Below are 17,178 nucleotides of genomic sequence, written 5' to 3'. Positions count from 1 at the left end.
GTCAGCGCTCGACGGTCGGAACCGCCGGAGCCTTCTCCTCGGAGCGCAGCGGTCGGGCGGCGCCGGAGAAGAGACCCGAGAGCACCACGAGCGCGACGAGGATGAAGAGCGTGTTGAGCAGTCCGATGTGCTCGCTGATGACCCCGAGCACCGGCGGGCCGCCGAGGAACGCCACGTAGCCGATGGTCGCCGCCGCGCTCACCCGTGCGGCGGCCTTGGCCGGGTCGTCCGCCGCAGCCGACATGCCGAGGGGGAAGCCGAGCGACGCACCGATGCCCCACAGCGCCGCGCCGACGAGGACCAGCGGCAGCGTGGGCGCGAGGATGAACAGCAGGATTCCGGTGGCGGCGGTCGCGGCCAGGATGCGCAGCACCAGCACCCGGCCGAAGCGGTCGACCAGCGGTCCGCCGAAGAGACGCACCACCGTCATGCCGACGGAGAACACCGCCAGGGCGACGGCGCCCGTGCCCTCCGCGAAGCCGTGCCCCTGCTCCGTGCCCAGGGCGATCCAGTCGTTGGCTCCGCCCTCTGCGAAGGACATACCGAGCATGACGGTCCCCAGCAGATACGTGCGCGGCTCGCGCCAGGCCTCGAGCGCCGTGTGCATCCGCTGGCGGAACGGAGGCTTCTCGTGGTCCTCGGGGTCGAGCGCGGCCTCGCGCACGGGCACCTGGAAGAAGCAGACGACGGCGATCACGGCGATGAGGACGCCCATCGACACCGCGTGCGTGCCGACGTCGACCTTGAGGGCCGCGGCGAGGGCGCCGATGCCGGCGCCGAGCACGGTGCCGAAACTGAAGAACGCGTGGAAGACGGGCAGGATCGTGCGGCCCATCTGCTGTTCGATGGCGGTGGCCTCGACGTTCATCATCACGTCGACGCAGCCGTTGCCGAAGCCGAAGAGCACCATGCCGATGAGGACGACAGGCACCGACCCGAAGACGGTCGCGCCGAGGCCGACGAGGGCGATGCCCGAGGCGAACGTGAGCATCGCGAGGAGCATGCCGCGCCGCGCACCGGTCCGCGCCATGACGGCGGGGCTCGTCGAGATGCCGAGGATGGACGCGACGCCCATGCCCAGGAGGATCAGGCCGACCTGCGCGTTGTCGAGGTCGAGCGCCTCCTTGATCCCGGGCACGCGGGAGGCCCAGGTCGCGATCGAGAGGCCGCTGGCGAGGAAGATGGCGAAGATCGCGGTGCGCCAGCGCACGAACTGCGAACGGGTGAGGGCGGTGTCCATGGCGGAGAGTCTATCGAATCGATTCGACCGTTCGCGACCGAACCGGGCTATCCTCGGAGTATGACCAGGGAGACGCCGCGCCGGCCCACGATCGCCGATGTGGCTCGCGAGGCGGGGGTCGCCACCTCGACTGCGTCCGTCGTGTTCAGCGGCAAGGCCAAGGTCGCACCCGCCACCCGCGACCGGGTGCTCGCCGCCGCGACCGACCTCGGCTACACGGGGCCCGACCCGCGCGCCGCCTCCCTCCGTCGCGGACGCAGCGGCATCGTGGCGGTGGTCCTCGAGGGACATCTGCGCGCCGCCTTCCTCGACCCGGTGACGACCGCGATGATGGACGGACTCACCGACGGGCTCGCCGATCTCAGTGCCGGGATCCTCCTCATGCGCGACGAGCCGGGCGAGGACGGCTCGGCCATCGCGAGCGCCCCCGTCGACGCCGTCGTGCTGATCGGATGCTCCGGACGCACCCGTACGTCCCTGGAGATCGTGCTCGGACGCGGTCTCCCCGTCGTCGTCATCGAGGGGGACGCGGGGCTCGACGTCCCCCGCATCACCCTGGACAACGTCGCCGCCTCCGCCGACATCGCGCGCCACGTGCGCGACCTCGGGCATCGGGACGTCGCCCTCGTCACGCTGTCGCTGGACGCCGAACGCGAGCGCACCCTCATCACACCGGAGCGGTTGGCGAACGCCACCGTCGACGTGACCGTCGATCGCCTCGCCGGAATGCGCGAGATCTTCCCCGACGCTCCGGCGATCTCGGCTTCCGGCAGCCTGATCGACGAGGGCATCCTCGTCGGGCGGATGCTGCTGACCGACCCCGCCACGCGCCCGACCGCCGTGCTCGCGCAGAGCGACCTGCTGGCGGTGGGCGTGATCCGCGCCGCGGAGGAACTCGGGCTCCGGGTTCCCGAGGATCTCTCGGTCGCCGGATTCGACGGCATCCCGCTGGACGGCCTCGGCGACCTCACCCTCACCACGAGCGTGCAGCCGGCGGTCGAGAAGGGGAGGGCTGCGGGGGAGCAGGTCGCCAGGATGCTCCGCGGGGAGCCCGGCGTCACGCAGGACCTGCACTGCGTGTTCCGCGCCGGCACGACGACCGCGCCGCCCCCGTCGCGCTGACGGCGCACCGGTCAGGAACGCGCCGGCCCGAGGGGAAGCGTCGCCGGCGCGTAGTCGAGGATGCGGTAGCGCCCGCACGCGACAACGGCCGTCGGCGCCGCGGCGGTCGGCAGGTTCCACGCCACCGTTTGCGCGTCCTCGATGAGGAACGACACCTCGCCCACCGCGAAGTCGCGGCGGTCCACCAGCCACGCATACCCGTGGAGCTCGTGGTCGACCTGCACGAGCCGGGTCGGGTCGGTCGCGTGCAGCTTCGGCAGCCGCACGGTCCAGAACTGTCCTGCCCCGGTGCGCCCCGACGAGTCCACCCAGTCCGTAACGCAGGTGAGGTCGGGGTCGGGAGCGCTCGCCGCCTGCACGATCCGCGGGACCGCCACGGCGCCACCGACGAGGAGGACGACGGCGACGACGGCGCCGGCGACGCGGGTGCGCACGGAGGATCGCGAGCGGACGGACGGGAGGGCCACGAGGGCGAGGATCGGGGCGAAGACGAGCGGCTGCAGGTATCGCGCCGCATGCGTCCCCGCCGCGATGCCGCCGATGAGCACGACGAGCGGGAGTGCCCAGGCGGCCGTGGCCACCAAGCGGTCACCGGCGTCCGACGCGTGGGCCGTCCGCACGACCGCGAGCACCGTCAGCGCCAGCACGGCGACCGTGCCGAGCACCCCGCCGGGGGACGACAGCCGATCGATCGCGAGGTCGGCGTAGTACGCGGCGGAGTGGATCCATTCCGCCGGCTGGATGTAGCCGGCGCCGGAGTTCGCAATCCATGCCGAGAAGGGAATGCGACCGAGGAAGCCGAGGATGCTGCCCCCGACCACCGCGGCGATCAGCGCGAGACCCCGGCGCCGGACCGCGGGCGTGGTGAGACAGAGGCCGCCCAGCACGAGGGAGAGGGGCACCGTGGCCCAGGCGGCGAACAGCGGATTGCTCAGGGTCGCCACCGCCGCGATCAGCCCCAGGGTCACCGGCAGTGCCACACCCGCGCGGGTGCGATCGAGGAAACGCCGACACAGACCGACCGCGAGCAGCACGCCCACGACGGTCGCGGAGTAGTACGTGGTCGTCAGCATCAGCGACGCGAGCTCGAGGGCGTCGCGGGACGGCCCGGACTCGGTGAGGACGAGCACCGCGAACGCCGCGAGGGCCGCGACAGACCAGGCGACGGGGGACCTGCCGACGGCATGCCGCCCGGCGACGAGCCGGATCGCCCCGTAGAGCGCGAGGACGTTGACCACCGCGTTGGCCGCGAGCACGCCGTCCACGTTGAGAGGCAGGACGGCGTCGAGAGCCGCGAAGACGGCGATCTCGGGGAGGAAGAGCACGCTGGACAACGCCCAGTCGCCCCCGCCCCCGTCGAGGATCGATCGGCCGACGAGGGCCACGATCAGCGAGTCCCCGTCGTCGAAAATCAGGGCCGAGCGCGGCGAGGAGGCGAGGTGCCCGATGGCGAGGAGCGCCAGCGCCAGCGCGGCCGCCCAGCCCGCCAGTTCGCGCCCCCAGACCCGCCGCATGCGACCACTCTGACACGCGATCTCGAAGCCCGCGGCGCCGACAGGCGTCTCCGCCCGGTAAACTGGTCGGACACCGCCCGCCTGAGCCGTACGGCCGACGAGCCCCGAGGAGCCGCGTATATGCTGATGCTCCTCGCAGTGTTCCTTCTCGGGTCGCTCTTGATGCCCGTCCTGGTGCGCTGGTTGGGAGCTCAGGCTTTCGCCGTCGCCGCACTGATCCCGGCCGCCGCGTTCGTGCACGCGCTCGTGCTCACGCCGCAGGTGCTCGACGGCCCCGTCCCGTTCGTCTCCGTGCCGTGGATCCCGCAGCTCGGGCTGAACCTGTCCATGAACATGGACGTCCTCGGGTGGGTGCTCACGCTCATCGTCACGGGCGTCGGCGCCCTCGTGCTCCTCTACTGCCGCTGGTACTTCCATGACGAGGCGGCGGGCATCGGGCAGTTCGCCGGCGTCCTGCTCGCCTTCGCCGGCGCGATGTACGGCCTCGTCCTCACCGACGACCTCGTGATGCTCGTGATGTTCTGGGAGGCCACGAGCATCCTCTCCTACCTCCTCATCGGGCACTACCGTCGCCGCGCCGCCAGCCGTCGCGCCGCGCTGCAGGCGCTCCTGGTGACCACGCTGGGCGGACTGGTGATGTTCGTCGGCGTCGTGCTGCTCGTCGTCGACACCGGGACGTCGAGCATCCGGGAGATCCTCGCCATCGCGCCGACCGGTCCGATCGTCGATGCGGCGATCGTCATGCTCCTGATCGGCGCCATCAGCAAGTCGGCGCTGTTCCCCTTCCACTTCTGGCTCCCCGGCGCCATGGCGGCCCCGACCCCGGTCAGCGCCTACCTGCATGCCGCGGCCATGGTGAAGGCGGGCATCTACCTCATCGCCCGCTTCGCGCCCATCTTCGCGTTCAGTCCGACGTGGCGGCCGATCGTGCTCACGCTCGGCATCCTCACCATGCTCCTCGGGGGCATCCAGGCGCTGCGCGAGACCGACCTCAAGCGCGTGCTCGCGTTCGGCACCGTCAGCCAGCTCGGCTTCTTCGCGGTCGTCGTCGGCTACGGCACGCAGGCGGCCGCCCTCGCCGGCCTCGCGCTGGTGATCGGGCACGCACTGTTCAAGTCGGCGCTGTTCCTCATCGTGGGCGTGATCGACCGGCAGCTCTCCACGCGTGACGTGACCGAGCTCTCCGGCGTCGGCCGGCAGGCGCCGGTCATGGCCACCGCCGCGTTCATCGCCGTGGCGTCCATGGCCGGGGTGGCCCCGACCATCGGATTCGTCGCGAAGGAATCGACGCTGACCGCGCTCCTGGACGATGCGCTCGGCGGCTCCGTCTGGGGCCTCGTCGCCCTGATCGGCGTGGTCCTCGGATCCATGCTGACCGCGGCATATGGCGTCCGCTTCCTCTGGGGCGCGTTCTGGACCAAGCGCGATGCGGACGGCCAGCGACAGCCGGACACGGTCTGGCCCGATCCCCCCGTGGGCTTCCTCTCCGCGCCGATCATCCTCGCCGGCGTGACGCTCGCCGCGGGCATCGGCGCCCCGGCCCTCGACGTCGCCCTCCAGCCCTACGCGCTGACCGCCACGCCGGGGCTCGACCACGAGGGAGCAGCCGTGGAGGGCCCGGGGCACCTGGCGCTCTGGCACGGCCTCGAGCCCGCCCTCGGCATCTCGATCCTCTCGATCCTGCTCGGCATCGGGCTCTTCCTCCTCACGAGGCGGACCGGATGGGACCGTCGTCCGCGCCTGCTGCCGTTCACGGCGGCCGACGCCTACTACGTGGTGATGCGCGGCATCGACCGGCTGTCGGTGCTGAGCACGACGCTCACCCAGCGCGGTTCGCTGCCCGTGTACGTGGGGACGATCTTCGTCGTCTTCGTCGCCGCCGAGGTCACCGCGCTCGTGGCGAGCGACATCGACCGCTATCAGCTCTCGCTCTGGCATACGCCTGCCCAGCTCGCCGTCGCCCCGATCATGGCCGTCGCGGGCGTCGTGGCGGTGCGTGCGCGCAAGCGCTACACCGGCGTCGTGCTCGCCTCGGTCACCGGCCTGGGCATGGTCGTGCTCTTCGCGACCAGCGGGGCACCGGATCTCGCACTCACCCAGATCCTCGTCGAGACGGTGACGATGGTGACCTTCGCGCTCGTGCTGCGCCGCCTTCCGGCGCGGATGGGCGAGCACAACGAATCGGTCAGCCGGATCCCGCGCGCGCTGCTCGGCATCGGCGTCGGTCTCACGATGGCGTTCGTCGCCGTCGTCGCCACCCAGTCCCGCGTGGCCGATCCGATCTCCGCGATCTTCCCCGAGATCGCCTACGAGATCGGCCACGGCAAGAACGTCGTCAACGTGGCGCTGGTCGACCTCCGCGGCTGGGACACGATGGGCGAGCTCTCCGTGCTCGTGCTCGCGGCGACCGGTGTCGCCTCGCTCGTGTTCGTCACCCACCGCGCCGACCTCCTCGCCGCCACGAAGACCCTGCCGCGCTCGGTGCGCAAGTCGGCCCGGAGCCGGCCGCTCGTGGAGACCACGGACGGCGTGCGCTTCCAGACGGCCGAGAACCGCTCCGCCCCGCGCGCCTGGCTCGTGGGCGGCCAGAGGATGAAGCCGGAGAATCGGTCGATCCTGCTTGAGGTGATCGTCCGCATCCTGTTCCACACGATCATCGTGGTGTCGATCTTCCTGCTCTTCGCCGGGCACAACCTCCCCGGCGGCGGCTTCGCGGGCGGGCTCGTCGCGGGCATGGCCCTCGTGATGCGCTACATCGCCGGAGGACGCTGGGAGCTGGGCGCCGCCGCGCCGACCGATGCCGGTCGCCTTCTCGGCGCGGGTCTGATCCTCGCCGTCGGCACCGCGGTGGTGCCGCTGTTCTTCGGCCTCGCGCCGCTCACCAGCACCTTCTGGGAGTGGGAGATCCCCGGTATCGGGCACATGGAGTTCGTCACCTCGACCATCTTCGACATCGGCGTGTACCTCGTCGTGATCGGACTCGTCCTCGACGTGCTCCGCAGCCTCGGCGCGGAGGTCGACCGGCAGGCGGCGCTCCGCCCCGGCGAGAGCACCGCCGTCGACTTCTCCTCGCGGACCGGGGGGAACGGCTGATGGACGTCTCGCTCGCCCTCATCGCGATCATGGCCGTGCTCTTCGCCTGCGGCGTGTACGCGATGCTGGAGCGCAGCCTCACCCGGGTCCTCATCGGCTTCCTCCTGCTCGGCAACGCCACGAACCTGCTGCTGCTCATCGTCATGGGCGTGCCGGGCAACGCGCCGTTCTTCGGCACCGACGGCGATCTGAGCGACCCGCTGCCGCAGGCCCTGACGCTCACCGCGATCGTCATCACCTTCGCCGTCTCGGCCTTCCTGCTCGCGCTCATCTACCGGTCCTGGCAGCTCGGCCAGGCGGACACGGTCGAGGACGACGAGGCCGACATCGCGCTGCGCGAGCGCACCGACGAAGACGAAGACCTCATGGACGACGAGTCGGAGACGGACGACGACGACGCCACGACGGACTTCGTGGGCGTGCAGACCGCTCCCATCACCGTCCTGCACATGCGCGACAACCCGGCGATCCACGATGACGCGCCGTACGACGCGCCCTACGTGCCTGAGCCGGAGCCCGAACCCGACAGCGCCGCCGACGGCGCTGCGGACCGGGACGACGACACGACAGACGGGGAGGGCAGGCCATGACCACGCTCGTCCCGCTCCTCGTCGCCCTGCCGCTCCTCGGTGCGGCGATCACCCTCGTCTTCGGTCGCAACGCGCGCCTGCAGGTCCTCGTCACCGTCGCGACGCTCGCCGTCGTGTCCGTCATCGCAGCGGTGCTGCTCGTCGTCGTCGACGCGGGCTCCCCGCTCGCGGTCTCCGTGGGCGGGTGGCCGGTGCCTTTCGGCATCGTCCTCTACGTCGACCGCCTCGCCGCACTCCTGGTGCTCGTCTCCAGCGTGGTGCTGCTCGCGGTCCTCCTCTTCTCCATCGGTCAGGGCGTCGCGGACGGCGCGGACGAGACCCCGATCTCGATCTTCAACCCCTCCTACCTGATCCTCGCCGCCGGCATCTTCAACGCCTTCATCGCCGGCGACCTGTTCAACCTGTACGTCGGGTTCGAGATCCTGCTCGTGGCCTCGTACGTGCTCATCACCCTGGGCAGCACCGAGTCCCGCATCCGCACCGGTGCCGTCTACATCGTCGTCTCGCTGGTGTCGTCGATCCTGTTCCTCGCGTCGATCGCGATGATCTACGGCGCCCTCGGCACGGTCAACATGGCCCAGATCGCCGAGCGGATGGCGGAGCTCCCGCAGGACACCCAGCTCGTCCTGCACCTCATGCTCGTGGTCGCCTTCGGGATCAAGGCCGCGATCTTCCCCGTGTCGTTCTGGCTGCCCGACTCGTACCCGACGGCCCCCGCGCCGGTGACCGCCGTGTTCGCCGGCCTCCTGACCAAGGTCGGCGTGTACGCGCTGATCCGGACGGAGACCCAGCTCTTCGCCTCGAACAGCATCGACACGCTGCTGCTCATCATCGCGCTGGCGACGATGATCGTCGGGGTCCTCGGCGCCGTCGCGCAGGCCGAGCTCAAACGGATCCTGTCGTTCACGCTCGTCAGCCACGTCGGCTACATGATCTTCGGTCTCGCGATCGCGACCCCGGCGGCGATCGGCGCGACCGTGTACTACATCGTCCACCACATCGTCGTGCAGACCACCCTGTTCCTCGCGGTGGGACTCATCGAACGTCGGGCCGGCAGCACCTCCATCCTCCGGGTCAAGGGTCTGCTCAAGATCGCCCCGGTGATCGCGCTGCTGTACTTCATCCCCGCGATCAACCTCGGTGGTCTGCCGCCGTTCTCCGGATTCATCGGCAAGTTCGCCCTGTTCGAGGCCGCGGCCTCCGTGGGCACCCCGCTCATGATCGTGCTCATCTTCGGCGGCATCATCACGTCGCTGCTCACCCTCTACGCGCTCATGCGGGCCTGGAACCTCGCGTTCTGGCGCGAGGAGGAGGACTCGACCGAGACCGAGGGGCGCATCTCCTACCTCACCGGGGCGCCCGCCGCGGACGAGCAGCAGGAGCGTCGGCACATCCCCAAGATCATGACCGTCGCCACCGCCGGCATGGTCACCGTCACACTGGCCCTGACGATCTTCGCCGGACCGCTGTACGCTCTGTGCGACCGTATCGGGGCGGGCCTGCTGCAGCCGGTCAACCTCGTCCAGCTGGAAGACGAGGTGGAGGGATGAGCCCCGATACCAAGAGCGTCTGGCGGGACATCGGCATGCAGCTGCCGTTCCTCGCCTGGCTGATCGTGCTGTGGATGCTGCTGTGGGCGCAGTTCACGGTGCTGTCCTTCCTCACGGGGCTCGTGGTGGCCATCTTCGTGACGCGGGTGTTCCGCCTGCCCACGGTCGAGCTCTCCGGGCGCATCAACCTCTGGTATGGCGCGCTGTTCGTCGTGCAGTTCCTGTTCGCGATCCTCCGGGGCGCGCTCTCGGTGACCGTGCAGGTGTTCGACTTCCGCCGGCAGCCCGGCACGGCCATCATCGCGGTGCCCCTCCGCTACGCCGACGACCTCGTCCTGACGCACGTCGCCGTGGTGTCGTCGCTCATCCCGGGGTCCCTCGTCGTCGAGGCGGATCGAGACCGCGGAATCCTCTACCTGCACGTGATCGGCGTGCGCAGCAAGGAGGATGTCGAGACGCAGCGGCAGGGCGTGCTCGGGTGGGAGAAGCGCATCGTCCGGGCGCTCGGCAATCCGACCCAGTACCGGGCGCTGAAGGCCGACGAACGTGCCGGCCGCATCGACCCCGCGACGATCGGCGGTGCCCGATGAACACCCTGCTCCTCATCATCCTCGCCGTGTTCGGTGTGGCCGCGATCCTCGCCGTGATCCGCATCGTGCGTGGTCCGTCGATCCTCGACCGTGCCGTCGCCGCCGACGTGCTGCTGACCGAGGTCATGTGCGTGCTCGGCGCCGAGATGGCCATCAACGGCCACACCCGCAACATCCCCGTGCTCCTCATCATCGCGGCGGTCGGCGTGTTCGGATCGATCGCGGTGGCCCGGTTCGTCGCGAGAAGGGACAACACGACACCATGAACGTGTTCGGTCTGATGATCCCTGACGCCGTCGTCGACGTGGCGGTGCTCGTGCTCATCCTGCTGGGGGCGATCCTCTGCCTCTCCGCCTCCGTGGGGCTCCTGCACTTCCGTGACGTGCCCACGCGACTGCACGCCGCGACGAAGCCGCAGGTGCTCGGGCTGCTGCTGATCTGCGTGGCGATCGCGCTGTCGCAGCGGTCCGTCGGCGGCGTGCTGTTCGGCCTCGTGCTGGTCGCCCCCGTGGTGCTCATGCAGTTCGCGACCGCGCCGTTGTCCGCGCACATGGTCGGGCGTCAGGCCTACCGCAACGGCACGATCGAGCAGCGGGGTCTCGTCGTCGACGAGCTCGCCGAGTCCAAGCAGACCCCTCCCGCCGCCGGCTGACCGCTTCGAGTCGCGCACTGTGCTCCATCTCGGCCGCAGATGCCGCACAGTGAGCGATTCGAAGGGCTAGGTGCGGGCGGCGAAGGCCTCGATGAGGCGGGCGGCGGGCTCGGAGTCGCTGATGAGCGTGCCGTGGCCGTGGTCGGGGATGACGGCGAGCTCCGCCCCCGGGATCGCGTCGAGGATGTCCTGGCACCAGCTCATCGGGGCCAGCGGGTCGTCCTCGCCGCGCAGCACCAGCACCGGGCAGGCGATGCGCACGAAGGCCTTCTCCGGCTGATGCACGATGGTCGCCCGCATCTTGCGGATCAGGTGCGGGCCGCCGCGGAGGTACTCGCGGGCACCGCGCCAGATCACCAGGGGGCGCTCGCCCAGGAGGTCCTGGAGGAGGTAGCGGGCCTGGGCGCCGATGTTCCGTTCGGCCTTGTCGACGGTCGGGCCCGCCAGCACGACTCCGGCCACGAGGGACGGATGCCGGGCCGCGAGCTCCGCGGCGATCTGACTTCCCATGGAATGCCCGATCACCACGACCGGATCCGCATCGACGTGGCGGAGATAGGCGGCCACCAGGTCGGCGTGCCGCTGCATGGTCAGCGTCCGCGTGGGCTCGGGGGCCTCACCGAAGCCGGGGAGGTCGAGCGCGATGACCCGTCCCTGCAGCCGCTGGGTGAGGTCGAGGTAGACGCTGCGGCCCATGCCGATGCCGTGCAGCAGCAGGTAGGTGGGCGGACCGTCGCCGAAGGTCTCGGCGATCAGGGTCGCACCGCCGTGCTCGAACTCGAGGAGGGTGGCCGGCGTCCCCTTCGGGGCGAGGTAGCTGGTGGGCACCTGTCCACGCTAGCCGAGCACCCTCCACGCGCCTCTCAGCCGGCGGGGGTGAGCGTCAGGGTGTCGACCGCGGCCGCCTTCACGGCCTTCGGCGTGAACGCCCAGTGACGCTGGACCCCCGTCGACCAGTCCTTCGTCTGATCGACGTAGTGCGCGTGGAAGGCGTGGCCGGAGGCTCCGGTGAGGTGGATCCAGGTCGAGTCGTCGAAGTCGGCGAGGTCGACCACCATGCGCATGGAGGGGACGGTGGTGGTGGCGTACGAGACGCCGAGCTGCCATCCCGTCGCATCGACCACGGAGGCCCCGCCGCCGACCGGATAGGGCCCCCGGTTGAAGAGGGCCTCGATCGGGGCGATGCCGGAGGAGCCGAACGTGTCGCTCGTGAGGGTGAGGGCGTGCAGGTCGCCCCAGTTCCATCGCTTCAGGTCCGTGCCCTGGATCCCGGACAGCTCGTCGTACGCCTCGTCAGCCGACAGCGCGAGCATCTCGTCCCTGCCGTCGACACCGAGCTCGGGGTTGCTCCACAGCGGGTCGTCCGGGTCCTCCAGCATCGCACCGACCACGGTGAACAGGCGGCCCTGGCCGTCGATCGGGAGCGGCTGCTCGCGCTCGGCGAAGATGTTCTGCACGAGGTTCGACCACAGCACGTTCGCGTACGCGGCCCCGGCGGACGACGCGCTGTTCTGCCCGTCCCACCCGCGCAGCAGCTCCACCGCGCGCTGCGGACCCGCTCCCTCGACCTCGACGTCGGCCATCGCGGCCACGAGCTGCGTGCCGATCCACATCTCGCCGTCCATCTGGATCTCGCGCATGTCGTCGGCCGTCAGCGGCCCGGCGGCGGCCCGGCGCTCGATGAGGTGGGCGATGCGGCCGGCGCGGTAGCCCTGGTCCCAGTCCCGCGAGAGGAAGTGCTCGTAGTCGTCGGTGACGATGGCGTTGTTGGCCGTGACGATGTATCCGGAGCGCGGGTTGTAGGACACCGGCAGCTCCTCGAACGGGATGTACCCGGTCCAGTCGTAGCTGCTGTCCCAGCCGGGCTGCGGCATCCAGCCGTCGCCGGCCCCGCGGATCGGCAGGCGGCCGGGGGTCTGGTAGCCGATGTTGCCGTCGACGTCGGCGTAGATGAGGTTCTGCGCCGGGACGTCGAACAGGGAGGCCGCGCGGCGGAAGTCCTCGAAGTCCTGGGCGGTCGACAGCGCGAAGATCGCCGTCGCGGTGGTGCCGGGGTCGAGCGCCGTCCACCGCAGGCTCACGGCGTACTCGGCATCGTCGGACCCGGGGGCATCGGGCACGGTGCCCTCCGCCGTGAGCCCGGGCGTCGGGTCGTCCGCGATCGCGGTGAAGTCGTCCGTGAGGCCGGAGATGATCGGTCCGTGCACGGTGGACCGGATGGTGAGCTCGATGTCGTCCCCGCCGGCGACCTCGATGGTCTCCGTGCTCTCCTCCAGCGGCACGAGCTCGCCGTCACGCCAGTAGGAGTCGCCCTCGATGCGCTCGACGTACAGGTCGGTGACGTCGGTGGTGAGGTTGGTGAAGCCCCACGCCACGCGCTGGTTGTGGCCGATGACGATGCCGGGCAGGCCGGAGAAGGAGAAGCCGCCGACGTCGAACGGGCAGTCCTCGTCCACCGTCGAGCACTTGAGCTGCACCTGGTACCAGACCGACGGGAGCGAGGCGCCGAGGTGCGGGTCGTTGGCGAGCAGCGGCATGCCAGACTCGGTGAGGTCGCCGGAGACCACCCAGGAGTTGGAGCCGATGCCTTCGCCGACGTCGCCGACGAGCATGCTCGCCGCCTCGATGACGGAGGACGTCTCCTCCCACTCCACCGTGGTGAGCGCCTGCTGCGCCTCGCCGTCGCCCTGAGTCGTGGGGAAGGCCGCAGGCTCGGCGCCGGGCTCCAGCGGCGGGACGGTGGAGATGGTGGGCACGATCACCGGGTTCCGGTCGAAGGGGTAGTCCGGGTAGAGCGTGCCGAGCAGGGCCTCCACGTCGGCGTCCGGGTCGTCGGCGAGCTGCCCCGCGAGCAGTGCGCGCTCGGTCTCGTCCTCGACGTTGGTGCGGAGATCCCAGGCCATCGCCTTCAGCCACGCCACCGAGTCCGCCGGCTCCCACGGCTCCGGCTCGTAATCGGGGTGCTGCAGTCCGAGGACGGCGTACTCCAGCGAGAGCTCCGCACCCGAACGCGAGGACAGGTAGGCGTTGACACCGTCCGCGTAGGCCTCGTAGTAGCCGCGGGTGACGTCGTCCATCGCCTCGACCTCGGCCTCGGCGGTGGTGCGCCAGCCCAGGGTGCGCAGGAACGCGTCGGTGCCGGCCTGGGAGGCGCCGAACAGCTCGGCGACCCGACCGGAGGTGACGTGGCGGCGGAAGTCCATCTCGAAGAACCGGTCCTGCGCGTGCACGAAGCCCTCGGCGAAGAAGAGGTCGTCCGAGGAGTCGGCCGTGATCGTGGGCACGCCGCTGGCGTCGCGCTGCACCGTGACGTCCGCCTTCAGGCCGTCGAGCGTCGTGGTGCCGGAGGTCTGCGGGAAGGAGCGCTGGATCGTCCACGTCACGAAGAACGCGGCGGCGACGGCCACGATCACGAGAGCGGCGACCACGAGGAACGCGATGCGTCCGATGCGGGCACCCAGGGAGGGGCGCGGGGGAACGGCGGACGCCGGCGAATCGGTCATCATCGTCGAGAACTCTTTCGGGTAGCCAGGTGGGACTCAGTCCCACCGAGCCCCAGTACGCGTTTCACGGGTACGCGCTCTCGCATCATAGCCCTCCCGCGCTCGCCGCGGGACGGACCGCGGCGAGCGGGAGGCTCAACCGATGAGGCTGGGCTGCAGATCGCGCAGCGTGCGGCGATGCGTCATGCGGGTCACCCCGATCATCGCCAGCAGCAGGGCCCCCGCCAGCCAGGCGCCCAGCACGGCGAGGTCCCAGCCGGCCCGGGAGTAGTCGCCGCCGTACATGAGCTGGCGCATGGCGTCGACGACGTAGCCGAGGGGCAGCACATGGTGCAGCGCGGCGAGGGGGGCGGGCAGGGTCTGCCACGGGAACGTCCCGCCCGCGGTGACGAGCTGGAGCACCATGAGCACGAGCCCGAGGAACTGCCCCACGGAGCCGAGCCAGACGTTGAGGGCGAGGATGATCGCGGCGAACGTGGCCGAGGCGAACATCATCACCCCGAGCGTGCCGAGCGGATGATCGAACGTGAAGCCGAGCGTGAGCGCCAGGATGCCCATCAGCCCGAGCATCTGCACCGCGCCGAGCATCGCCGGCGTCAGCCAGCCCGCGAGCGTGATCCGGATCGGGGAGTGCAGCGCCGTGACGGCGCGGCGGGAGATCGGCTTCACGATGAGGAACAGCGCGTAGATGCCGATCCATGCGGACAGCGCGGCGAAGAACGGGGCGAGGCCCGCGCCGTAGTCCTCGGCGGAGGCGACCTTGTCGCTGGAGACCTTCACCGGGTCGGCGATCGTGTCGGCCTGCAGTGAGCGCAGATCGGGGGTGGAGGCGGGGATGGCCTGTACGCCGTCGGCGAGGCCGTCCCGCAGCTCCGCGGTCCCGGAGGACAGGGTCTGCAGCCCGTCGCGGAGCTGGGCCGCGCCCGCGTTCGCCGCAGCCGCGCCCGTCGCGAGGGTGCCGGCGCCGCCGGCGAGATCGTTCGCCCCCGCGGCCAGGGAGGCGGAACCGGCGGCGAGCTGGTCGACCTTGCCGACAGCGTCCTGCACCTGGGCGTTGCCCTCCTCGATCCGGGCGCCGAGCGGATCCAGGCGGGCGAGCACCGCATCGATCTCCTCGGGCGCGAGTCCCTGCTCGGTGAGGACGTCGGCGATGTCCGCGCGCACCTGCGGCAGCGCGTTCGTCGCCTCCTGCACCGCGGCTCCGGCCCGGTCGGCGACGTCGGCGAGCTGGCGGTTGCCTGCACTCACCTGCTGGGCGCCGTCGGCGAGGCTCTGAGCCCCGGAGGCGAGCTGCGCGGAGCCGTCGGCGAGCTGCGCGGTCCCCTCGGCGAGCGATGTGCTGCCGGAGGCGGCGGTGCTCGCGCCGTCGGCGAGCTGCGTGGCGCCGTCCGTGGCGGTGACGAGGTTGTCGCGCACCTCGCTGAGGCCGGTCAGCAGTCTCTCCGCGGCCTCGCTGCCGACCATCTCGGCGACGGAGCTGCGGATCTTCTCGACGGCCTGCGATCCCATCGACGAGGCGAGGTAGTTGTTCGCGTCGTTCGTCTCCAGCTCGATCCGGGCCTGGTGGGGGTCGTCGCCTGCCGCGGAGGTGAGGGCGGCGGAGAAGTCGGACGGGATCGTCACGGTGAAGTCGACCACGCCGTGGCGCAGGGCGTCGGCGGCCTCGTCCTCGGTCATGCGCTGCCAGTCGAAGGCGTTGCCCTCGATGAGGTTCTCCGCCACGTCCTCGCCGTAGTTGACGGTCTCATCGGTCGCCGGCTCGGTACCTGTCGTGGGGGCGGGGGCGCCCTCGTCGTCGACCACGAGGGCCACGGGGACCTCGGAGAACTTCGCGTACGGGTCCTGGTTCGCCCACAGGTAGAGGCCGCCGTAGAGGATCGGGACGCAGATCAGGGCCACGAGGGCGAGGATGCCCATCCGGCTCGCGGTCAGGCGGCGGAGTTCGGCGGCGATCATGGCGGGAACCTTCATCGCGCTTCTCCTTCCTCTTCGGACGGGCTTTCCTCCGACGTGTCGGTCGCGGGTTCCGGGCGCTCCAGGATCAGCGGCTCGACGGGGCCGGACGCGTTGATCGCGTCGAACTCGTGCATGCGCTCGAGGGCGACGGCGGCGGAACCGCCGACGATCACGAGCATCGCGTACCCGCGGTCCGCGAACTCGGCCGCGATGCGCCACCATCCGTCCGGGCTGCCGCCGTGACGATCCGGGGCGACGAGGACGATGCCCTCGACGCCCTCGCGGAGCACGGCGAGCTCGCACAGGATGCGCACGCGGGCGGCCGGGTCGACCGAGCCGATGGGGACGGAGGCGAGCTCCTGGTACCCCACCCGGCCGAGCCAGCGGCGGGCGTGGAGCGGGGTCGCGCCACGTCCGGCGAACATCAGCTCCTCGCCCACCACCCCGGCGAGGGTGATGTCCGGGTGCGGGTCGCTGACGTCCGGCGCGTCCACGAGGGCGACGCGGCGACGCAGCTCCTTCGGGCTCGCTGCCGCATCGATCGTGACGCGGCCCGTGTCCGGACGCATCCGCCCGCTCGCGATGAGGCCGAGCACGGTCGGCCGCTGTTCGGTCTCCGCGAGCGCATAGCGGACGGCACCGGTGTGGAACTCGAGACTCATGGAGGGGAGCGCCTCGCCGGCGCGGCCCTTGCTGACGTCGTGCAGCGTGATCCTCATGCGCGGACCTCCTGGTCGTCGGCGACGATGTCCGGGTGGAGGGCGAGAAGCTCGTCGGCTTCCCGCCAGGACAGGCCGGCGATGCTGAGCACGGCGCGGACGGCGAGGTTGGCGGCGCCGCTGCTCTGCGCGTCCGTGCGGGAGACGACGGTGCGCGCGATCTCCTCGATGAGGCGCGCGAGGGCGGGGCCCGCGAGGTCGGTGCGGAAGCTGCCGTCCTCCTGTCCTCTTCGCACGAGGGCGGCGACGCTCCGGCGCAACGGGGCGAGCGCGGCGGCCGTGTGCTCCACGTGGGCCTCGTCGAGGGCGAGGGCGGCGGCGACCTGGATGTGCGCCGCCTCCTCCCAGAGCCGGGAGACGAGGCGGGCGAGGGCCAGGCGGGAGTCCGGGTCGTCGATCGTGGCGGCGATCGCGTTGAAGCGCTGGGCGCCGGTGGAGACGAGTTCGCGGATCAGGGCGTCCCGATCCTCGAAGTGGCCGTAGAGGGTGCGGCGGGAGAGGCCGGCGGCGCGGGCGATCGCGTCGACGGACGCGTGCGGATCGGAGGCGAGGGCGGCGCGGGCCGCGGCGAGGATGCCGGCGCGGTTCTCCACGGCGTCTCGACGGAGGGCGCGGGTGGTCATCCCTCCATGGTAATAACATGCACAGC

Annotated in this window: 14 protein-coding genes; 7 read left to right on the top strand and 7 right to left on the bottom strand. The window is 71.1% G+C overall.

The annotated features are described in order from the left end of the window. Position 1 precedes the first annotated feature (1 nt). Complete coding sequence (locus ACIQID_RS10310) at positions 2–1,240, bottom strand: MFS transporter (RefSeq protein WP_400284545.1); 1,239 nt, start codon at positions 1,238–1,240, stop codon at positions 2–4. Between the two features lie 60 nt (positions 1,241–1,300). On the opposite strand from ACIQID_RS10310, the gene ACIQID_RS10305 reads away from it, so the two are divergent. Continuing rightward, on the top strand, positions 1,301–2,362 hold the full coding sequence (locus tag ACIQID_RS10305; RefSeq protein WP_312674331.1) for a LacI family DNA-binding transcriptional regulator: 1,062 nt from the start codon (positions 1,301–1,303) through the stop codon (positions 2,360–2,362). An 11-nt stretch (positions 2,363–2,373) separates the two neighbouring features. On the opposite strand, the gene ACIQID_RS10300 is transcribed toward ACIQID_RS10305, so the two are convergent. Next, positions 2,374–3,876: a hypothetical protein gene (locus ACIQID_RS10300; protein ID WP_400284542.1), complete on the bottom strand. Its 1,503-nt coding sequence runs from the start codon at positions 3,874–3,876 to the stop codon at positions 2,374–2,376. A 120-nt stretch (positions 3,877–3,996) separates the two neighbouring features. Between ACIQID_RS10300 and ACIQID_RS10295 the strand changes: the two genes are divergently transcribed. The 6 genes from ACIQID_RS10295 to mnhG are packed head-to-tail and all read left to right on the top strand — an operon-like array spanning position 3,997 to position 10,351. After that, on the top strand, positions 3,997–6,969 hold the full coding sequence (locus ACIQID_RS10295) for a Na+/H+ antiporter subunit A (RefSeq protein ID WP_312674329.1): 2,973 nt from the start codon (positions 3,997–3,999) through the stop codon (positions 6,967–6,969). Then, entirely contained in the window at positions 6,969–7,559 is a 591-nt protein-coding gene (locus ACIQID_RS10290) for a Na(+)/H(+) antiporter subunit C (RefSeq protein WP_400284538.1), read from the top strand. The genes ACIQID_RS10295 and ACIQID_RS10290 overlap by 1 nt, the downstream gene beginning before the upstream one ends. After that, positions 7,556–9,109: a Na+/H+ antiporter subunit D gene (locus tag ACIQID_RS10285; RefSeq protein WP_312674327.1), complete on the top strand. Its 1,554-nt coding sequence runs from the start codon at positions 7,556–7,558 to the stop codon at positions 9,107–9,109. Before ACIQID_RS10290 ends, ACIQID_RS10285 begins: the two co-directional genes overlap by 4 nt. Beyond that, positions 9,106–9,699 carry a Na+/H+ antiporter subunit E gene (locus ACIQID_RS10280; protein WP_400284535.1) on the top strand — a complete coding sequence of 198 codons (594 nt, stop codon included), beginning with the start codon at positions 9,106–9,108 and terminating at the stop codon, positions 9,697–9,699. Before ACIQID_RS10285 ends, ACIQID_RS10280 begins: the two co-directional genes overlap by 4 nt. Next, a complete protein-coding gene (locus ACIQID_RS10275) occupies positions 9,696–9,965 on the top strand; it encodes a monovalent cation/H+ antiporter complex subunit F (RefSeq protein ID WP_025105196.1) in 270 nt (89 codons plus the stop codon). The genes ACIQID_RS10280 and ACIQID_RS10275 overlap by 4 nt, the downstream gene beginning before the upstream one ends. Continuing rightward, the gene (mnhG, locus tag ACIQID_RS10270) at positions 9,962–10,351 is read left to right on the top strand and encodes a monovalent cation/H(+) antiporter subunit G (protein WP_025105197.1); all 390 of its coding nucleotides are present in this window, start codon (positions 9,962–9,964) and stop codon (positions 10,349–10,351) included. The genes ACIQID_RS10275 and mnhG overlap by 4 nt, the downstream gene beginning before the upstream one ends. A 66-nt stretch (positions 10,352–10,417) precedes the next feature. Here the strand turns inward: mnhG and ACIQID_RS10265 are convergent, their stop codons facing one another. From ACIQID_RS10265 to ACIQID_RS10245, 5 genes are all read right to left on the bottom strand, one after another. Then, positions 10,418–11,179, bottom strand: coding sequence for an alpha/beta fold hydrolase (locus tag ACIQID_RS10265; protein WP_249521394.1), 762 nt, complete (start codon positions 11,177–11,179; stop codon positions 10,418–10,420). Positions 11,180–11,214: 35 nt separating this feature from the next. Further along, positions 11,215–13,857, bottom strand: a complete 2,643-nt coding sequence (locus tag ACIQID_RS10260) for a penicillin acylase family protein (protein ID WP_400284531.1) — start codon at positions 13,855–13,857, stop codon at positions 11,215–11,217. A 132-nt stretch (positions 13,858–13,989) separates the two neighbouring features. Next, a complete protein-coding gene (locus tag ACIQID_RS10255; RefSeq protein WP_400284528.1) occupies positions 13,990–15,825 on the bottom strand; it encodes a YhgE/Pip family protein in 1,836 nt (611 codons plus the stop codon). Further along, positions 15,822–16,529 (bottom strand): hypothetical protein, encoded by a 708-nt coding sequence (locus ACIQID_RS10250; protein ID WP_400284525.1) that lies wholly within the window; start codon positions 16,527–16,529, stop codon positions 15,822–15,824. Before ACIQID_RS10250 ends, ACIQID_RS10255 begins: the two co-directional genes overlap by 4 nt. After that, on the bottom strand, positions 16,526–17,152 hold the full coding sequence (locus tag ACIQID_RS10245; protein WP_312674320.1) for a TetR family transcriptional regulator: 627 nt from the start codon (positions 17,150–17,152) through the stop codon (positions 16,526–16,528). Before ACIQID_RS10245 ends, ACIQID_RS10250 begins: the two co-directional genes overlap by 4 nt. Between the last annotated feature and the right edge of the window lie 26 nt (positions 17,153–17,178).

The sequence above is a fragment of the Microbacterium sp. NPDC091676 genome (assembly GCF_044756645.1).
Classification (GTDB): domain Bacteria; phylum Actinomycetota; class Actinomycetes; order Actinomycetales; family Microbacteriaceae; genus Microbacterium; species Microbacterium paraoxydans_D.
The sequence above is the reverse complement of the archived record's forward strand: the minus strand, read 5'-3'. Positions and strand labels throughout refer to the sequence as shown.